At 64.2% G+C, this 17,639-nt stretch carries 15 protein-coding genes; 6 read left to right on the top strand and 9 right to left on the bottom strand.

All coding sequences use genetic code 11. The annotated features are described in order from the left end of the window. Window positions 1-8: 8 nt before the first annotated feature. The 3 genes from DT068_RS13000 to DT068_RS12990 are packed head-to-tail and all read right to left on the bottom strand — an operon-like array spanning window position 9 to window position 3,597. Window positions 9-1,778, bottom strand: a complete 1,770-nt coding sequence (locus DT068_RS13000) for an ABC transporter ATP-binding protein (RefSeq protein WP_119390284.1) — start codon at window positions 1,776-1,778, stop codon at window positions 9-11. Beyond that, window positions 1,778-2,659 carry an ABC transporter permease gene (locus DT068_RS12995; RefSeq protein ID WP_119390283.1) on the bottom strand — a complete coding sequence of 294 codons (882 nt, stop codon included), beginning with the start codon at window positions 2,657-2,659 and terminating at the stop codon, window positions 1,778-1,780. The genes DT068_RS13000 and DT068_RS12995 overlap by 1 nt, the downstream gene beginning before the upstream one ends. Beyond that, entirely contained in the window at window positions 2,656-3,597 is a 942-nt protein-coding gene (locus tag DT068_RS12990; protein ID WP_119390625.1) for an ABC transporter permease, read from the bottom strand. The genes DT068_RS12995 and DT068_RS12990 overlap by 4 nt, the downstream gene beginning before the upstream one ends. Window positions 3,598-3,799: 202 nt before the next feature. Here DT068_RS12990 and DT068_RS12985 point away from each other — a divergent pair, with 202 nt between their 5' ends. From DT068_RS12985 to DT068_RS12975, 3 genes are all read left to right on the top strand, one after another. Continuing rightward, on the top strand, window positions 3,800-4,567 hold the full coding sequence (locus tag DT068_RS12985) for an IclR family transcriptional regulator (protein ID WP_119390282.1): 768 nt from the start codon (window positions 3,800-3,802) through the stop codon (window positions 4,565-4,567). A 135-nt stretch (window positions 4,568-4,702) separates the two neighbouring features. Beyond that, window positions 4,703-5,290 carry a hypothetical protein gene (locus tag DT068_RS12980; protein ID WP_119390281.1) on the top strand — a complete coding sequence of 196 codons (588 nt, stop codon included), beginning with the start codon at window positions 4,703-4,705 and terminating at the stop codon, window positions 5,288-5,290. After that, window positions 5,291-6,709, top strand: coding sequence for a trypsin-like peptidase domain-containing protein (locus tag DT068_RS12975; protein ID WP_119390280.1), 1,419 nt, complete (start codon window positions 5,291-5,293; stop codon window positions 6,707-6,709). It abuts the gene before it with no gap. A 49-nt stretch (window positions 6,710-6,758) separates the two neighbouring features. On the opposite strand, the gene DT068_RS12970 is transcribed toward DT068_RS12975, so the two are convergent. Next, window positions 6,759-8,090, bottom strand: a complete 1,332-nt coding sequence (locus DT068_RS12970) for an NAD(P)/FAD-dependent oxidoreductase (protein WP_119390279.1) — start codon at window positions 8,088-8,090, stop codon at window positions 6,759-6,761. Between the two features lie 126 nt (window positions 8,091-8,216). Here DT068_RS12970 and DT068_RS12965 point away from each other — a divergent pair, with 126 nt between their 5' ends. Continuing rightward, window positions 8,217-8,753, top strand: a complete 537-nt coding sequence (locus DT068_RS12965; protein ID WP_368904703.1) for a GNAT family N-acetyltransferase — start codon at window positions 8,217-8,219, stop codon at window positions 8,751-8,753. A 98-nt stretch (window positions 8,754-8,851) separates the two neighbouring features. Here the strand turns inward: DT068_RS12965 and DT068_RS12960 are convergent, their stop codons facing one another. The 5 genes from DT068_RS12960 to pabB all read right to left on the bottom strand — a co-directional run bounded on the left by DT068_RS12960 (window position 8,852) and on the right by pabB (window position 13,467). Continuing rightward, entirely contained in the window at window positions 8,852-9,799 is a 948-nt protein-coding gene (locus tag DT068_RS12960; protein WP_119390623.1) for a tyrosine recombinase XerC, read from the bottom strand. A gap of 183 nt (window positions 9,800-9,982) precedes the next feature. Further along, the gene (gene fsa / locus DT068_RS12955) at window positions 9,983-10,633 is read right to left on the bottom strand and encodes a fructose-6-phosphate aldolase (RefSeq protein ID WP_119390278.1); all 651 of its coding nucleotides are present in this window, start codon (window positions 10,631-10,633) and stop codon (window positions 9,983-9,985) included. 58 nt (window positions 10,634-10,691) lie between these two features. Then, window positions 10,692-11,540, bottom strand: coding sequence for an aminotransferase class IV (locus DT068_RS12950; RefSeq protein WP_119390277.1), 849 nt, complete (start codon window positions 11,538-11,540; stop codon window positions 10,692-10,694). Continuing rightward, entirely contained in the window at window positions 11,537-12,100 is a 564-nt protein-coding gene (locus tag DT068_RS12945) for an anthranilate synthase component II (RefSeq protein ID WP_119390276.1), read from the bottom strand. Before DT068_RS12945 ends, DT068_RS12950 begins: the two co-directional genes overlap by 4 nt. Next, window positions 12,097-13,467 carry an aminodeoxychorismate synthase component I gene (gene pabB / locus DT068_RS12940; protein WP_162914172.1) on the bottom strand — a complete coding sequence of 457 codons (1,371 nt, stop codon included), beginning with the start codon at window positions 13,465-13,467 and terminating at the stop codon, window positions 12,097-12,099. The genes DT068_RS12945 and pabB overlap by 4 nt, the downstream gene beginning before the upstream one ends. A gap of 86 nt (window positions 13,468-13,553) precedes the next feature. Between pabB and DT068_RS12935 the strand changes: the two genes are divergently transcribed. Together DT068_RS12935 and DT068_RS12930 are read left to right on the top strand one after the other, a co-directional pair. Beyond that, window positions 13,554-15,725: a primosomal protein N' gene (locus tag DT068_RS12935; protein ID WP_119390622.1), complete on the top strand. Its 2,172-nt coding sequence runs from the start codon at window positions 13,554-13,556 to the stop codon at window positions 15,723-15,725. A 122-nt stretch (window positions 15,726-15,847) separates the two neighbouring features. Then, complete coding sequence (locus DT068_RS12930) at window positions 15,848-17,443, top strand: GMC family oxidoreductase (protein WP_119390274.1); 1,596 nt, start codon at window positions 15,848-15,850, stop codon at window positions 17,441-17,443. Window positions 17,444-17,639: the final 196 nt, after the last annotated feature.

The raw sequence follows: 17,639 nt of genomic DNA, 5'->3' as shown, positions 1-17,639 counted from the left end.
TCTCCTGCTCAGCTGGCGTCGCGGATGAAATGGCCATCCGACGCTCGGGCCCAGCGCGCCGGCGGGGCCCTGTAATCCAGGGGCTTGAGCGGGCTGCGGGGCGGCGCTGCATCCGGCGCGCGGCGCGTTCCGGTCGCGCGCTGGTCGGGATGGGTGATCGGAATGGCGGAGAGCAGCCGGCGCGTATAGGGATGGCCCGGACGGCCGATGACATCGTCGCGCGGTCCGATCTCGACGATCTCGCCGAAATACATGACCGCGACGCGGTCACAGATGCGTTCGACCGCGGCTATGTCATGGCTGATGAAGAGATAGGAGACATCGAACTCCTTCTGCAGGTCGATCATGAGCTCGATGATCTGGCCCTTGATCGCGACATCGAGCGCCGACACGGCCTCGTCCGCGATGATGAGTTGCGGCGACATGGCGAGCGCGCGCGCAATGCAGATGCGCTGGCGCTGGCCGCCGGAAAATTCATGCGGCAGGCTCGAGGCGCGCGCCGGGTCGAGGCCGACACGTTCGAGCAGCCATTCCATGCGCTCCTCGGCGGCGCGGCCGGTCTGGAGCCCGTGGACCCGCATGGGCTCCATGATCGCCGAGCCGATAGTCTGGCGGGCATCGAGCGATCCGAACGGGTCCTGGAAGATCATCTGCACATGGCGGCGCAGCAGGGCCAGGCTCTTGCGATCCCGGTAGTCGACAGCCTGGCCGGCGACCTCGATGTTTCCGGAATGGAGCGGCGCCAGATTGATGATCGCTTTGCCGATGGTCGACTTCCCCGATCCCGATTCGCCGACCAGCCCCAATGTCTCACCCTTGCCGATGGCGAAGGAGACGTCCTCGACGGCATGGACGGCCCCCTTCACGCGCCCGAGGAGACCGCCATGGACCGGAAACTGCACGGTCATGTTGCGGACGACGAGCAGCGGCTCCACGCCCGCAGCGATCGGCAGCTCGGCGACAGGTTCGGCAGCCTTCGTGTCGGTGCCGAGCTTGCCGACAAGGCTCGGGGCGGCCTCGATCAGGCTGCGTGTGTAGGGCGACTTCGGACGGGTGAAGACCTCATGCACCGAGCCATGCTCGACCTCGCGGCCATCACGCATCACCAGGACATCATCGGCCATTTCCGCGACGACGCCCATGTCATGGGTGATGAACAGCACGGCCGTGCCCGTGACGCGCTGCAGCTCCTTGAGCAGCTCGAGCGTCTGCGCCTGCACCGTCACATCGAGGGCGGTGGTCGGCTCATCGGCGATGATGAGCGAGGGATTGCAGGCGAGCGCCATGGCGATCATCACGCGCTGGCGCATGCCGCCGGAAAATGTGTGCGGATATTGTTTCACCCGCTCTTCCGGATCGGGAATGCGAACCTTGCGCATCATGTCGAGAACAGCTTCCTGCAGCGCCTGGCCCTTGAGCCTGCGATGGATGCGGATCACTTCCGCGAGCTGCGTGCCGATCGTCTGCACCGGGTTCAGCGAGGTCATCGGCTCCTGGAAGATCATGCTGATGCGGCCGCCGCGGACCTTGCGCATCTGCGCTTCGGGCAGGGTCAGGAGCTCCTGCTTGCCGAGCCTTATGGAGCCAAGCGCGCGGCCGATGCGGTCGGGCAGCAGCCGCATGATCGCCAGCGATGTGACGCTCTTGCCGGAGCCCGATTCGCCGACCAGCGCCAGGGTCTTGCCCGGCTGGATTTCGAAGCTCAGCCCATGCACGACTTGATTTCGTCCGAGCGAGATCGTCAGGTCCTTGACCGAAAGAGCAGCATCGTCGCGCATCAGCTGGCATCCTTCAGGCGCGGATCGATGGCGTCGCGCAGGCCGTCGCCGATGAGATTGAGGGCGAGAACCAGAAGCAGGATCGCGAGGCTCGGAAACAGCGCCAGGTGGAACGAGCTCAGGATATTGTCGAAGCCTTCGCGCACCATGCCGCCCCAGGTCGGCGTCGGCGGCGCGAGGCCGAGGCCGATGAAGGCCAGCGATGCCTCGGTGCGCACCGCCGTCGCCATCCACAGCGACGCCATGACCATGATCTCGGGCAGGATGGAAGGCAGGATGTGGCGGAAGAGGATGCGCGGATTGGAGAATCCCATGGCATGGCAGGCCTGGACATATTCCCGGTCGCGCTGGGTCATGACACCGGCCCGGGCGATGCGCGCAAAGGCCGGGATGGCCGTGAAGGCGATGGCGATGACGATGTTTGTCAATGTGGCGCCCATGAGGGCGACCAGCGCCAGTCCGAGGATCAGCGAGGGAAAGGCCAGCACGACATCCATGATCTGCATCAGGATGATGTCCGTCCTGCCGCCGGCATAGCCCGCCACCATGCCGATCAGCGAGCCGATGATGAGGGCGACGACGATCGCCAGGAAGCCGATGGTGAGCGAATAGCGCGCGCCAAAGAGCAACCGTGAAAAGATATCGCGGCCGAACTGGTCGGTTCCCAGGATGTTGTCGGGCCCCGGCGGCGACAGATACATGATGATGTTCTGCGCATCGGGATCATGGGTGGCGAGGAGTGGTGCCAATATCGCCGCCAGGATGAGGGCCGCGACAATCGCGACGCCGAACCAGGTCGTCATGTTCAACCGGTGCAGAACCGCCCAGGCGGATTTTGACGATGCCGCTCTTTCCGCGGTCGGGGAAAGGGCGTCCGTCATTTGTACTGGACCCGGGGGTCGAGGAAGCCATAGGTCAGGTCGGTCAGGAGATTCACGACGACGACCATCAGCGTGTAGATGACGATCATGCCCTGCAGCAGCGTATAATCGCGCTGGGTCAGGGCCGTCAGGATCAGCTTGCCGAGGCCGGGCCTTGAGAAGACGATCTCGGTCAGCACCGAATTGCCGATGAGGATGCCGAGATAGAGGCCGACGACGGTGGTGATCGGGATCAGGCTGTTGCCCAGAGCATGGCGCCAGATGGTGGCATATTGCGACGCGCCCTTGGCGCGCGCCGTGCGCACGAAATCCTGATTGAGCACTTCGAGCATGGCCGAGCGCGTCACGCGGGTGATGTAGGCCATCATGATCAGCGCCAGAGAGAGGGTCGGCAGGGCCATCTGGCGCAGGCGATCGATAATATCCGTGCCGCCCCCGGCGCTGATCACCGGAAACCAGCGCAGATAGATGGCGAAGATCATCAGGAGGATGATCGCCGCCACGAAAGCGGGAAGCGAAAGCCCGATCAGCGAAACGAGGCGGAGCGCGATGTCCGGGATCTGGTTGCGCTTGACCGCGGCCCACACACCGGCCGGCACGCCCAGCAGCACGCCCAAGAGCAGTGAAGCGATGGTGAGCTCGATCGTGTAGGGCAGCACTGACATGATCTCGACCGAGATCGAACGCCCGGTGATCATCGAGTTGCCGAGATCGCCGCGAAGGGCATTCCACAGAAACTGGCCATATTGGGTGAGGATCGGCTGGTCCAGGCCCAGGCGATGATGCAAGGCGGCGATGCTCTCGGGACTCGCCTGGTCGCCGAGAATGACCAGCGCCGGATCGCCCGGCAGGATGCGGACGATCAGGAAGACGAGCGTCAGGACGGCAAACAGCGTAAATGCCGCAAAGCCCAGCCGCTTGATCAGGAACGATATTATGACGTGCCCCCTGGTTACGCGATCACCATCGTCAACCGAAGCGGAAGGCTGAAGTGATCCTTGTCCCATCGACCGACGGGCTGGCAGCTTTTCCGGCTTCAACTTCTGATGACAAACAAAAATGACGCGGGTGTCAAGAAATTCTTCTATTTGAAACAGAAATGACATATAATTCTAATTATCAGAATATGGAGCTTGGGCGGTGGCTGCCAGCCTTTCGTCGAATGCGGTGCGGGCGCTCGACATCCTGCTCGTCCTGGGTGAGGCCGGTGCCGAAGGCTTCGGCCTGGCCGACATCGCCCAGCGCATCGGAGGGGCGAAGCCCGCGGTGCATAGGAGCCTCGCCTCGCTCCTGCACAAGGGCTTCGTCGAGACGACCGGCAAGCACGGCCATTATCGGCTGGGTCCGGCCATCTCGGTTCTGGCGCGCAGCCAGGCGCGGCTCGATCCTCTCGTTCTGAAATACCGGGCCGGGATGACCGAGTTCGCCCGGCGCAGCGGCCACACGGTCTATATGATGGTGCAGGCCGGTGTCGATGCGGTCTGTGCCGAGATGGTGAGCCGCTCGCCGCGGCGGCAATTCTCGATGGGGATAGGCGGACGTGTACCCATGGGCGTGGCGGCCGGAAGCCTGGCCCTGATGTCGCTGCAATCCGAAGCCGATTGTCTGCAATTGCTCGACGCCAATGCCGAGCGCTATGTCAGCCATCCTTCGGTTCGCCCCGTCGACCGGTCGATCGTTGCGGCGCAGATCGAGGACGCCCGACGAAGGGGATATGCCGTCAATATGGGTTACTACCTTCCCGGCGAAGGCGGGCTTGGCCTGCCTTTACCGGGCGCCAATCCCTTCGAGGTCAATATCGCGATCTCCTTCACGGTGCCGCTCGAAATGATGACCGAGGAATGGATCGGTGGAGCGATCGCGGAACTGAAGAGCTGCCTCGCCGAAGGGACACGCGCGAAGTCCTAGAGCGAATCTCGCGGGTTGCCCAGCCAAATCAGTGGTCGGGTTCACGGCGCGCCGCCGGCTTGCCCATCCAGGCGCCCGGTATCATGATGTGTCCGAAGCAGGTGGCCAAGAAGCCGTTCGGCGGAGAGCACGACAATGGCGCGAAAACCGGGCAACGCCCCTGGATCGGATCAACCCAATCCCGGGCGCGATACACTCGAGGCGGAGTATAAGGCCATCCATGACCAGCGCCTGGCGCTGATCCGTTCGTATAATCTCTGGTATGCTTTCGGCCATGCGTTCGCGCTCGCCTATTTCTGGCTGCTGCTCAATCTCAGCCTGAGCCTGTCCAGCCAGCCGATGCTGTTCGCCGCCGGCGCCTCGGCGAGCGCTGTCGTCTGGTTCGCCTATCGCGTGGTGCTGGGCATCGATCGCGGTGTCGTCGCCCTCTATCCGCGGATCATCTTCCTTGAACTGGCGCTCGGCTATGATTTCTATCGCGATTATCTCAGACGGCGGCCGCGCGGCGACACCGAGCGCTCCTTCATCGAAAGATGCGAGCAGATCGAAGCCGGGTCGTTGAAGGAGCTGTGGGATCAGATCTACAGCAATTTCAACGATAAGGACTTTCCCGGCGACCGGCGGATAACCGCCCAGTTCAAGAGCGCCGGATATCTGTCGGTCGCCCTGTTCTGGATCATCATCGCGCTTGTTCTCGTGCCCCAGTATTTTTCATGGCGTTAGATGCCAGGTCCGCAAAACAACAAGATCGGTGGATGCGGTACGACGGTCGTCACGCTTGCCCTGCTTGCCTTTCTGCTGCTCCCCCAGGATTCTCCGGCCGAGGAAACGGCGGACGATGGCGTTCCGCGATCATTTGCGGCCCTCGTGGAGAAGTCCGCGCCGGCAGTCATCAATATCTATGCGCGGAAGATCGTCCGCTCCCGCACCCAGTCGCTGGACGGCTCTGCCTTCTGGCGTCTGTTCCGGGACACGCTGCTGTTCGGCTATGGGCGCGAGCGCATCGAGAATTCACTCGGTTCCGGCGTCATGGTGCGTTCGGACGGCGTCATCGTCACCAACCACCATGTCGTCGAGGCCGCTGACGGCATTGTCGCGGCGCTCGCCGACGGCAGGGTGTTCAATGCCGAGGTGCTCCTGTCCGACAAGCGCACCGACCTTGCTGTCCTCAAGATCGCGACGCGCGGCGAAACGCTGCCCAGTCTTGAATTCGGCGATTCCGATCTCGTCAGGGTGGGTGACCCGGTGCTGGTGATCGGCAATCCCTTCGGGCTGGGCCAGACGGTGACGAGCGGCATCGTTTCGGCGCTCGCCCGCACCAGCGTGGGAATCAGCGATTTCCGTTTCTTCATCCAGACGGACGCCGCCATCAATCCGGGCAATTCGGGCGGGGCGCAGATTGCCATGGACGGCAAGCTCATCGGCATCAGCACCGCCATCTATTCGACGACGGGCGGCTCGCAAGGCTTGGGTTTCGCGATTCCGGCCAATATGGTCCGCATGGTGGTGGAGACGGCCGTGCAGCGCCGCCCGCTCATACGACCGTGGATCGGGCTGTCCGGACGTCCCGTACCGGCACAGGCCGCCACGATGCTCGGCCTTCCGGCGAAAGGGGTGCTGGTGACGGGTCTCTACAAGGAAGGGCCGGCGGCCGCCGCCGGAATTGCAACAGGGGATATCGTCCTGTCGGTCGATGGCCTTGCGGTAGATGATCCGCAGGTTCTGCGGTACCGCATCGCGACACGGCTCGTCGGCACGAATGCTCGCCTGAGACTCATTCGCAGAGGCGCGCCCATCGAAATCCTGGTCGCGTTGAAGGCGCCGCCGGATGTTCCGCCGCGCAATGACAGATGGCTCTCCGGCCTCAGCCCGCTCAGTGGCGCAGAGGCGGCGAGCCTGTCGCCGGCGCTGGCCGAAGAGATCGGTGTCGACAGCGGCATTTCGGGTGTTGTGCTTCTGAATGTGAATGCCGGCTCGGCCGCCGGCCGGCTGGGCCTCAGGGCGGGAGACATCATTCGCGCGATCAACGGCCGGCCGATCAGCACGGTCGAGGAACTGGCCGGCTTCAGGATGGAGGCTTTCGCACCGTGGGCCATCGGCTTGAACCGCTTCGGCCAGGAACTGACCATAGGTTCGCGCTGATCGGCTTTGGATTTTCCTGCTCAGGCTTCCTGTATTCTCACTGTACCCGTCAAAGCCCTGTCGTCGGCCTGGGATTGGTGCCGTCGAAATAGCGCGTGTAGCGGAAGGGCTCGGGGTCGACGCAAGGCGTCGCGCCGGTGACCAGATCGGCCATGAGTTTGCCGGCGCCGGGGCCCAGGCCGAAGCCATGGCCCGAAAAGCCGGAAGCGAGATAGAGGCCCGGCAATTTGCCGATCGGCGACATTACCGGCACGGCATCGGGCGTTGCGTCGATGACACCTGCCCATTTTTGGGCGATCTGCATGTCGCGGAAGACGGGGAAGTAGTCCTTCAGGCTCGCCGCCGCTTCATCGAGGATCGGCGTAACCGGCTCCGGATCCAGCACGCGCACCTCCTCGAAGGGCGATGTCTCATCGAGCGCCCAGCGGCGCTTGAGGCGCGCTTCATCGAAGAAGCGCTTGCCGAATCTGAGGCGCAGGCCGCTCCAGTCGACTTTCAAGGCGGGCAGGAATTCGCGGAAGAGGCGAAAGGAGTCGGGCAGGATGTCGGCGACCGAGAGATGGCGATGGGAGATCGTATAGCCGCCGTCACGGCGCTTGCGGATGGCGAACTTGCCGGCCGAGCAGGAACGCTCGAGCGGCGTCTCGATGGGCTCGGAGCGCATCACCGAATTGACCACCGAGAGCTGCGGGAAGGGGATATCGAGATTGCCGAGGAAGCGGCGCGACCAAGCGCCACCCGCCAGCACCACCGTGTCGCAGGCGATGCGGCCCTTCTCGGTCATGACGGCCGATATCCTGCCGCCCGAGCTTTCAATCCCGCGCACGGCGCATTGGGTGAGGATCTTCGCACCCTTGGTGCGCGCGCCATGAGCGATGGCGGGAGCCGCCATGAAAGGCTCGGCGCGGCCATCTTCCGAGGTGAAGAGCGCGCCCTTCCATTTCCGGGTCGAGCCGGGCTGCAATTGTGCCGCCTCTTCCCCCGTGACGATCCGGGTGGCGAGATTGAAGGGTCTGGCATTGCGCTCATACCAAGCCTCGCGCGCCGCCAGCTCCTCATCGGTCTCACAGAGATAGATGATGCCCGACTGGCGGAAGCCGGTCTCAGCCCCGATCCTCGCATTCATGCCGCGCCAGGCCTCGAGCGCCACCAGGATCAGCGGGATTTCGCGCGAATCGCGGCCCATCTGCCGGCACCAGCCCCAATTGCGGCTCGACTGCTCGCCGGCAATGACGCCCTTCTCGATCAGCGTCACATCGATGCCACGCTCGGCAAGTTCGAGCGCGGTCGAGACGCCGATGATCCCGCCGCCGATGATGGCGACATTGGTTTGTTTCGGGAGCTCGGTGTCGGAATAAACGGGATCGGGTGTGACGGGCATGGCGGGAAGATCAGTTGACGGGCGTCACTTCGTAGCCCCCCTGACGGAAGAGTTCCACAAGACCTTTGTCGCTGGACAAGCGAGCGGAGCAGGCCAGCTTGCGCGGACACGCATAGCATGCTTCCTATGGCCATGGCATCGCATCAGCTTACCATTCCGCGCACGGCTCCCACGCTCGCGACGGAGCGCCTCACGCTGCGTCCGATCCTTCTCGACGATTTCGGCGACTATGCGAAGCTCATGGCATCTGCGCGCGCAACCTATATGGGCGGTCCCTTCGATCTTTCGGTGGCCTGGGGCCTGTTCTGCCACGAGGTTGCGCTTTGGCATCTGGCCGGCCATGGCGGGCTGGCGATCGCTCTGCGCTCGACGGGCAAATGCATCGGCCAGGTGGGAATAAATCACGGACCGCTTTTCCCCGAACGCGAGCTGGGGTGGCAGCTCTATGAGGACTATGAAGGGCACGGCTATATAACCGAAGCGGCCAGGGCCCTGCTCGCCTGGGCGTTCGACGAGCTCAAGCTCGCCACGCTTGTCAGCTATGTCGATCCCGGCAATGTCCGCTCAGCCGCGGTGGCGAAGCGTCTGGGCGGCGTCCTGGACCATGTCGCGCCGAGGCAGGATGAAAGCGATCTCGTCTTTCGCTATGTCGGGCGAGTCTAGAGCATCGGACCGAAAAGTGCGAAGCGGTTTTCGGATAATCCGATGCGCAAATCAAAGAGATAGAGTGCCGGGCCGATTCCATCGGAGCGTCCGGCGCTCTAGGCGCGTGGATGCGCCTTGGCATATTGCTCGAGGAGATGCTGGGTGTTGATCTCGGTATAGACCTGCGTCGTCGACAGCGAGGCATGGCCGAGCAATTCCTGGATGGTGCGCAGATCGGCGCCGGAGCTGAGAAGGTGGCTGGCGAAGGAGTGGCGCAGAGCATGCGGCGTCGCCATATCGGGCAGGCCCAGCGCGCCGCGCAATCTGGCGATCAGCAGCTGGATATTGCGGGCATTGAGCGGACCGCCTTTCACGCCCCGGAACATCGGCGCCCTGGGATCGAGCGAGAACGGGCAGAGCTTCAGATAGGCATCGATCGCCCGGCGCGCCACCGGCAGAACCGGAACGATGCGGGTCTTGCCGCCCTTGCCGAGAATGGTCAGTGGATCATGGCCCACGCCATGCGGCGTCAGGCCCAGCGCTTCCGAAATGCGCAGGCCGCAGCCATAGAGCAGAGTGAGGACGGCGGCATCGCGGGCGGTGACCCAGGGCGGCGTTTCCGTATCCGCCAGCGCATCAGCCTTGACGAGATCGCGCGCCGCCGCCGAGGTCAAGGGCTTCGGCACGCCATGCGGAATCTTGGGCGCGCGCAAGACGCTCAAGGCGGCGTTGCTCAGGATCTTGCGGCGCTCGAGGAAACGGAAATAGCTGCGGATGGCCGAGAGCTGGCGCGCCAGCGTGCGGCTGCCGCTCCCTTTATTGCGCCGACGCGCCATGAAAGCGCGGAAATCGGACGGCGTCAGGTTAGCCAGGTCGGCGATGGCCGGAGCCTCGCCCAGATGATCGGCGAGGAAGGCCATGAACTGCATGATGTCGCGGCCATAGGCCTCGATCGTATGGGCCGAAGAGCGCCGCTCGGTCTTGAAATAGGCGAGCCACGCCGCAATGGTCTTCGCCGTTTCCGGCGCGGCGTGGAACTGGGTAAGATCGGGCGAGTCGGCCATGCGGCCGAGACTAACGCCCAATTGGTTACGATAACATGGATGAGGAGAGTCTCCTCTCCACACTCAACCGTCATCCCGGCGAAAGCCGGGACCCATTAAATCGGTGAAGCGCCGGCAGTGCCGCCCGGTTGACTTTAGTCAGGGGGCCCCGGCTTTCGCCGGGGTGACGAATGAGTGTGGGACTCAGATCGACTGGCCGGTCTTCTTCCAGTCGGCCATGAAGGACTCGATGCCCTTGTCGGTCAGCGGGTGCTTGGCCAGGCCCTTGAGCACGGCGGGCGGAACCGTCGCCACATCGGCGCCGATGAGAGCGGCTTCCTTCACGTGATTGGGCGTGCGGATCGAGGCGGCCAGGATCTCGGTGGTGAAATCGTAATTGTCATAGATCTGGCGGATCTCGCGGATGAGCTCCATGCCGTCGATATTGATGTCGTCGAGGCGGCCGATGAAGGGCGAGATGAAGGTGGCGCCGGATTTGGCGGCGAGCAGCGCCTGGTTGGCGCTGAAGCACAGCGTCACATTCACCATGGTGCCGGCCTGGCTCAGCGTGCGGCAGGCCTTCAGCCCGTCGAGGGTGAGCGGCACTTTCACGGCGACATTCTTGGCGATCTTGGCGAGCTTCCTGCCCTCTGTGATCATGCCGTCGGCGTCAAGGGCGGTCACCTCGGCTGAGACCGGGCCTTCCACCGCATTGCAGATCTCGGCAATCACCTCTTTGAAATCGCGGCCGGATTTGGCGATGAGCGAGGGGTTGGTGGTCACGCCATCGAGAAGGCCGGTGGCGGCGAGTTCCTTGATTTCCTTGATTTCGGCAGTGTCGACAAAGAATTTCATGACGTTGTCCTTGCAGGTTCCGGCGGCAAACTAGTCCCCATGCTCCGGCCTGACAAGGTCAAAGCGCATCGGCCTTGCGCGGATCGATGCCCGATTCTTCGGCAATCGATTGGCACAGTTTCTCGAAGACCCGGGCAACTGCCGCGTCGTCGCGATTGAGCGCCGTGCCATCAAGAGCATGGACCGGCCTTACGAGACGAAGGCTGTTGGTGAGGAACACCGCATCGGCCTGCAGCAGGTCGGCGGGCGCGATCGGTCTTTCTTCCGCGTCCGTCAGCGCCATGAGCGTCTTGCGGGCAATGCCCGGCAGAATGCCGGCGCTCTCCGGCGGCGTCGCGAGGCGGCCGTTCCGCAGGATGAAGAGATTGGCGATGGTGGTTGCCGCGATTTCGCCTTTGCCGTTGAGGAAAAGCGCATCGTCGCCTCCGGCCGCGGCGGCCTCGCGCGCGGCGAGGATGTTGTCGGCATAGGACAGGGTCTTGAGGCGCGAGGCAGGCGAAGTTTCATTGCGCCGGATGGGAGATGTCGTCAGCTTCACCGGTGTGAACAGCGTTCCGGCGCTCCATGGCGCCAGCGTGACCAGAAGGCTGGGACTCTTGCCGTCCGCCGCGAGACCGCGAACGCCGGGTCCTCGCGTCAGCGTGATGCGCAGGATGCCATGCGGATGTGCGGCTTCACCAAGCACGCTGGCGACAGCGGACTCGATCAAGGAGAGATCGCAGTCGATTCCCAGAAGCGCCGCGCCCGCCGCGAGGCGCGCGAGATGATCCCTCTGCCAGATCGGCATATGGTTGAAGACGGCGAGCGTCTCGAACAGGCCGTCGCCCAGCAGCAAGCCGCGATCGGTGGGATCGAGGCTGAGCAATTGCGCGACGAGCGTCCCGTTGCACCAGACGACCGCCGTCATCGCGCCACCTTGAGGAAGTTGCGCAGGATGTCGTAGCCATGCTCGGTCAGCACCGATTCGGGATGAAACTGCACGCCGAAAGTCGGATGCGATATGTGCTCGAGCCCCATGATCTCGCCGTCATCAGAACGGGCGGTGACGGCGAGCGGCTCATCGCCGTCGAGCTCGACGATCAGCGAATGGTAGCGCCCGGCATTGAAGCCATCGGGAAGTCCCGCGAGCACGCCCTTTCCGCCGTGACGAATGGCGGAGGCCTCGCCATGCATCGGGCGTTTGGCGCGCTTCACCTTGCCGCCAAAGGCCTCCCCGATGCATTGATGGCCGAGGCAGATGCCGAGAATGGGAATGCGGCCGGAGAATCTGCGCACGGTATCGAGCGAGACACCGGCTTCATGCGGCGTGCAGGGACCCGGCGAGATCACGATGCCCTTCACATTGTCCGAAATGGCGTCAGGCTTCACGGCGTCATTGCGCCTGACCTCGGCCGCGGCGCCCAATTCGCGCAAATAGCGCGTCACATTGTGGACGAAGCTGTCATAATTATCGATGACGAGGATCATGCGAAGCTCTCGGCGATGCGGTTCACCTTGGCGAGCGTCTCCTCATATTCATCCGCCGGATTCGATTTGGCGGTGATGCCGCCGCCGCCCTGGAAATGCGCCTGGCCCGCATGGAAGAGAACGGTGCGGATGGCGATATTGAGATCCATGCAGCCTGAGAAGCTCAGGAATCCGATCGAGCCGCAATAGATGTTGCGCGGCAGCTGCTCGATCTCGGCAATGATCTCCTGGGCGCGGATCTTGGGCGCGCCGGTGATCGAGCCGCCCGGGAAACAGGCGGCGATGAGATCGCCGCGCGTCCGGCCTTGCGCGAGGCGCCCGGTGACGACCGAGGTCAAATGATGCACCGAGGCATAGGTCTCTAGCCCGCACAGGACCGGCACCTGCACCGTGCCGGGCTCGGCGACACGCGACAGGTCGTTGCGCAGGAGATCGACGATCATCACATTCTCGGCGCGGTCCTTGCGGCTGGCGAGAAGCTCGGCCTTGAGCTCGGCATCGATATTGGCATCGGCATCGCGCCGCCTCGTGCCCTTGATCGGGCGCGCTTCGGCCAGCGAGCCGTCGAAGCTGATCAGACGCTCGGGCGAGCTCGAGGCGATCGCAACCCCGCCATAATCGAGAAAGGCGCCGAAGGTGGCCGGGTTGCGGGCACGCAGATTGAGATAGAAGGCGAGGGGATCGAAGCCCGCCGGAATATCGGCGGAAAAGCGCTGCGAGATATTGGCCTGGAAGATGTCGCCCGCCAGGATGTAGTCGATGGTGCGCTGGATCGCCGCTTCGTAATCGGAGCGCGTGAAATTCGACTGCCAGAATTCGATGACATGACGGCCGGGCGAGCCCTTGGAGGGTGAGAGGATCAAGGCCTCGAACTCGGCGATGCGCTGCTCGGCGCGCGCGATGCGTTCTTGCGGATCAGTCTCGGGAAAGCCGGTCGAAATGATCCAGCAGCGTCTCGTCTGGTGATCGAAGGCGATGACCGTGTCATAGGCATGCAGCGTGATGGGCGGGATATCGGGCGGCGGCGTATGCGCCTTGATCTGCGGCTCGAGCAGCTGCGCGAGTTCATAAGCGATGAAGCCGGCAAAGCCGCCCTGGAAGGGCGGCAGGCCCGCGACCGGCTCGAGCTTCCAGCGCGTAAGCCTGCGGTCGAGCCGCGCCAGCGCGGCGCCGCCGCTTTCGCCATCCGCCAGCGTGAAGGTCTCGAAGGGATCGGCGGCGAGATAGGAATAGCGGCCAAGCTCGCCTTGCTGCATCGCGCTGTCGAGGAAGGTCAGGTCCCTGAGCCCTGAGAAACGCGTGAGGAGGCCTGCCGGATCTGCATAAGCGACCTCGCGCCAGAGCGGCTCGTCCAGGGCTTGCGGCACATGTTTCATGAGCGGTGATATAGGCGTTACGTCACCTTTCTGCCATGGGCTTGTCCCTGGGCGACAAGTGGCGCAAGTCTGCGGCAATGTCCGCCGATTCCCCCAAAACCGCCGATGTGCTGCTGCCGCTGGCCCTCGAGGGCCCTTATACCTATGCCCTGCCGCACGGCCTGTCGGTGAAGCCTGGCGACTATGTGGAAGTGCCGCTCGGGCCCCGCTCCTATCTCGGTTGTGTCTGGCGCCTGAGCGAAGGCGATGGCGGCGGCAAGACCTTGCGGGAGGTCGTGCAGAAATTCGACCTGCCGCCCTTGAGCGACACGCATCGCGCCTTCATCGACTGGGTGGCGAACTACTATGTCGAGCCCCTGGGCAATGTGCTGCGCCTCTGTCTCAGGGCGCCCGGCGCTTTCGGTGATGCGAAGACAGAGATCGCTTATCGCATCGGCCGTATCCGTCCGCAGAAGCTCACGGCGCAGCGCGCCCGCGTGCTCGAGATCGCGCGCGAAGGTCCGGCCATGAAGGCCTCGGAGCTGGCTGAGCTCGCGGGTGTCGGAACGTCGGTGGTGAAGGCGCTTGCCAAAGCGGGCGCGCTGGAAGCCGTCGCCTTGCCGCCGCATCGCGCCTTCGCCACGCCCGATCCCGCGGCGGGCAAGCTCTCGCTGTCGCGCGAACAGGAAGAGGCGGCAAAGGAACTGCGCGCCAGCGTGGCGCGGCGCGGGCACAGCACCCAGCTGCTCGACGGCGTCACCGGCTCCGGCAAGACGGAAGTCTATTTCGAGGCCATGGCGGCAGCACTTGCCGGCGGGCAGCAAGTGCTGCTGCTGCTGCCCGAGATCGCGCTCACCCAGCAATTCATCGAACGCGTCGAGCGCCGCTTCGGCGCGCCGCCGGCGCAATGGCATTCCGGCATGCGCCCGCGCGAACGCGAACGCGTCTGGCGCGGCGTCGCACAGGGGAATGCGAAGATCGTCGTCGGCGCGCGCTCGGCCCTGTTCCTGCCCTGGGCCAGGCTCGGCCTCATCGTCGTCGATGAGGAGCATGAGGGCGCCTACAAGCAGGAAGACGGCGTGCCCTATCATGCGCGCGACATGGCGATCGTCTATGGCGCGCTCGGCAAGTTCCCGGTCGTTCTCTCCTCCGCCACGCCGTCGCTTGAAAGCCTCGTCAATGCCGAGCGCGGGCGCTATGGCCATGTGCGGCTCGATACCCGCCATGGCGCGGCGGAATTGCCGCCGAGCCATATCATCGACATGCGCGCCAGCGCGCCGCCTTCGGGCTCATGGCTTTCGGAACCCCTGGCCCAGGCGGTCGCCGAGACATTGGCGAGCGGCGATCAGGCCCTGCTCTTCCTCAACCGGCGCGGCTATGCGCCCCTGACCCTGTGCCGCGCCTGCGGCCATCGCATCGATTGCCCCAATTGCGCGGCATCGCTGGTCGAGCACCGCTTCCGCAAGCAGCTGATGTGCCATCATTGCGGCCATACCACGCCGATCCCGCCCGAATGCCCCAAATGCGCGACGCAAGGCAAGCTCGTGCCCTGCGGGCCGGGCGTCGAAAGACTGGCGGAGGAAGTGGCGCAGCGCTTTCCGGAGGCGCGCCTCACCATCTTGTCGAGCGATCTGGCGCGCGGAACCTTGCTGAAGGACGCGCTGCGCGAAGTGTCGGAGGGCGTGCATAATCTCGTCATCGGCACGCAGCTCGTCGCCAAGGGCCATCACTTCCCGCATCTGACCCTGGTCGGCGTCGTCGATGCCGATCTGGCGCTCGATTCCGGCGATCCCCGCGCCGGCGAGCGCAGCTGGGCGCAGATGGCGCAAGTGGCCGGGCGCGCCGGGCGCGGCGAGAAGCCAGGGCGCGCGCTGATCCAGACCTACAGGCCCGAGCATCCCCTGATGCAGGCGCTCGCCAAGGGCGACCGCGACGGGTTCCTCGCCGAAGAGAAGCGCCTGCGCGAGGGTGCCGAGCTCCCGCCCTATGGTCTTCTCGCCGCCATCGTCATATCGGGGCGCGACGGGCTCGAGACCGAACGCTTCGCCCGGTCGCTGCAGCCTCTGGCGCCCTATGGCGAGGGCGTTCATCTCCTGGGGCCGGCGCCGGCGCCCATGCATCTGGTGCGCGGCCTCTATCGCTGGCGCTATCTGGTGCGGGCACGGCGCGGCATCAATGTCCAGGCCTTCCTGCGCGCCTGGCTTGCCGAGGTGAAACCCAAGGGCTCGCTCCGGCTTGCCATCGACGTCGATCCCTACAGCTTCCTCTAGCTCTTTTGCGCATCGGGTTATCCGAAAACCGCTCGCACTTTTCGGCCCGATGCGCTGATGCCTCTTGCCAATTAATGCACCATTTGGTTACTTGTTGGCCAAAGCGGAGGTGATGGGCTCCCATGTATGACTATGTGATCGTCGGCGGCGGATCGGCGGGATGCGTGATGGCGGCACGCCTGAGCGAGATGGCGAATGCGAAAGTGCTGCTGCTCGAAGCTGGTCCCTCCGACCGCAATCCCTATATCCATATGCCCTGCGGCTTCTTCAAGATGACCGGCGGGCCGCTCACCTGGGGCTACAAGACGGCGCCGGCGCGCCATGCCGGCGGGCGCCAGATGGTCTATCCGCAAGCGCGCGTGCTGGGCGGCGGCAGCTCGATCAACGCCCAGGTCTATACGCGCGGCGCGCCTGAGGATTACGACCACTGGGCGAAGGAGGACGGCTGCGCGGGCTGGTCATGGGCAGCACTCAAGCCCTATTTCGTGAAGTCGGAAGACAATGACCGGCTCGATGGCGATGAGCATGGCAAGGGCGGTCCGCTCGGCGTGTCGACGCTGAAGGAGCCCAACACCATGACCAAGGCCTTTGTCGAGGCTTGCGTCGAATTCGGCATGCCGCGCAATCCCGATTTCAATTCGGGCCATCAGGAAGGCGCCAATGTCTATCAGATGACGATCCGCCGGGCGCGCCGCTGCAGCGCCGCGGTCGGCTATCTGAAGCCGGCGCTCGGCCGCGCCAATCTCACCGTCAAGACCAATGAATTCATCACCCGCCTCGTCGTCGAGAAGGGCCGCGTCAAGGGCGTCGCCATCATCGAGAACGGGCGCGAGGCGATCATCGCGGCCGAGCGCGATGTCATCGTGACGGCGGGGGCCATCGGCTCGCCCAAGCTGCTGATGCTCTCAGGCATCGGTCCCGCGGCGCATCTCAAGAGCAAAGGTATCACCGTCCAGCAGGACCTGCCGGGCGTCGGCCGCAATCTGCAGGACCATATGGCGAGCGACATCGTCTGGCAGCTCAATGGCCCGCACTCCTATGACAAATACAAGAAGCTGCACTGGCAGGCGATTGCCGGGGTGCAGTATCTCCTGGCGCGAACCGGTCCCGTCGCCTCAAGTCTCGTCGAGGGTGGCGCTTTCTGGTGGAGCGACCGCGCCGAGAAGACACCCGATCTACAATTCCATTTCCTCCCCGGCGCCGGCGTCGAGGAGGGCGTGGGCACGGTGCCCGGCGGCAACGGCGCCACGCTCAATTCCTATCACTTAAGGCCGCGTTCGCGTGGCTTCGTCGAGCTTCAAAGCAGCAATCCGCTCGATCCGCCGGTGGTCGATCCCAATTCCTTCGCCGAAGCTTACGATCTCGACCGCGCCGTCGATGCGATCCGCATCAGCCGCGAGATCGGCCGCACCCGCGCCTTCAGCAAATATGTGGCGCGCGAGCATCTGCCGGGCGATGAGTGCCGCAGCAAGGCCGACCATGAAGCCTTCGCCCGCCAGGTGGCGCGCTCGGCCTATCATCCGGTCGGCACCTGCAAGATGGGCACCGATGAGATGGCGGTGGTCGACCCCGCGACGCTGCGGGTGCATGGCGTCGAAGGCCTGCGCCTGTGCGACTCATCGATCATGCCGCGCCTCGTCTCGTCCAACACCAATGCGCCGACGATCGCCATGGCGGAGAAGGCCTCGGACCTGTTCAAGGGCAATCGCGTAAGCTAGAACCGTCACCCCGGCGAAAGCCGGGGCCTATTAAATTCTATCCAGGCGATCAGAGCTGCCCAGACGGCACTTATTCAGCAGTCGTCCGTGAAGAACTTCCAAGCCATTGATTGGGATTCGATTTTCGGAAGAAGGCCGGCATTGAGTTTGCATGCTTTGGGGGGTTGAGGCCTCAAAAGCTTGCAATTTCGTTTTT

Origin of the sequence: Taklimakanibacter lacteus, assembly GCA_003576695.1 — a bacterium.
In the GTDB taxonomy this organism is placed as follows: domain Bacteria; phylum Pseudomonadota; class Alphaproteobacteria; order Rhizobiales; family Aestuariivirgaceae; genus Taklimakanibacter; species Taklimakanibacter lacteus.
The sequence above is the reverse complement of the archived record's forward strand: the minus strand, read 5'-3'. Positions and strand labels throughout refer to the sequence as shown.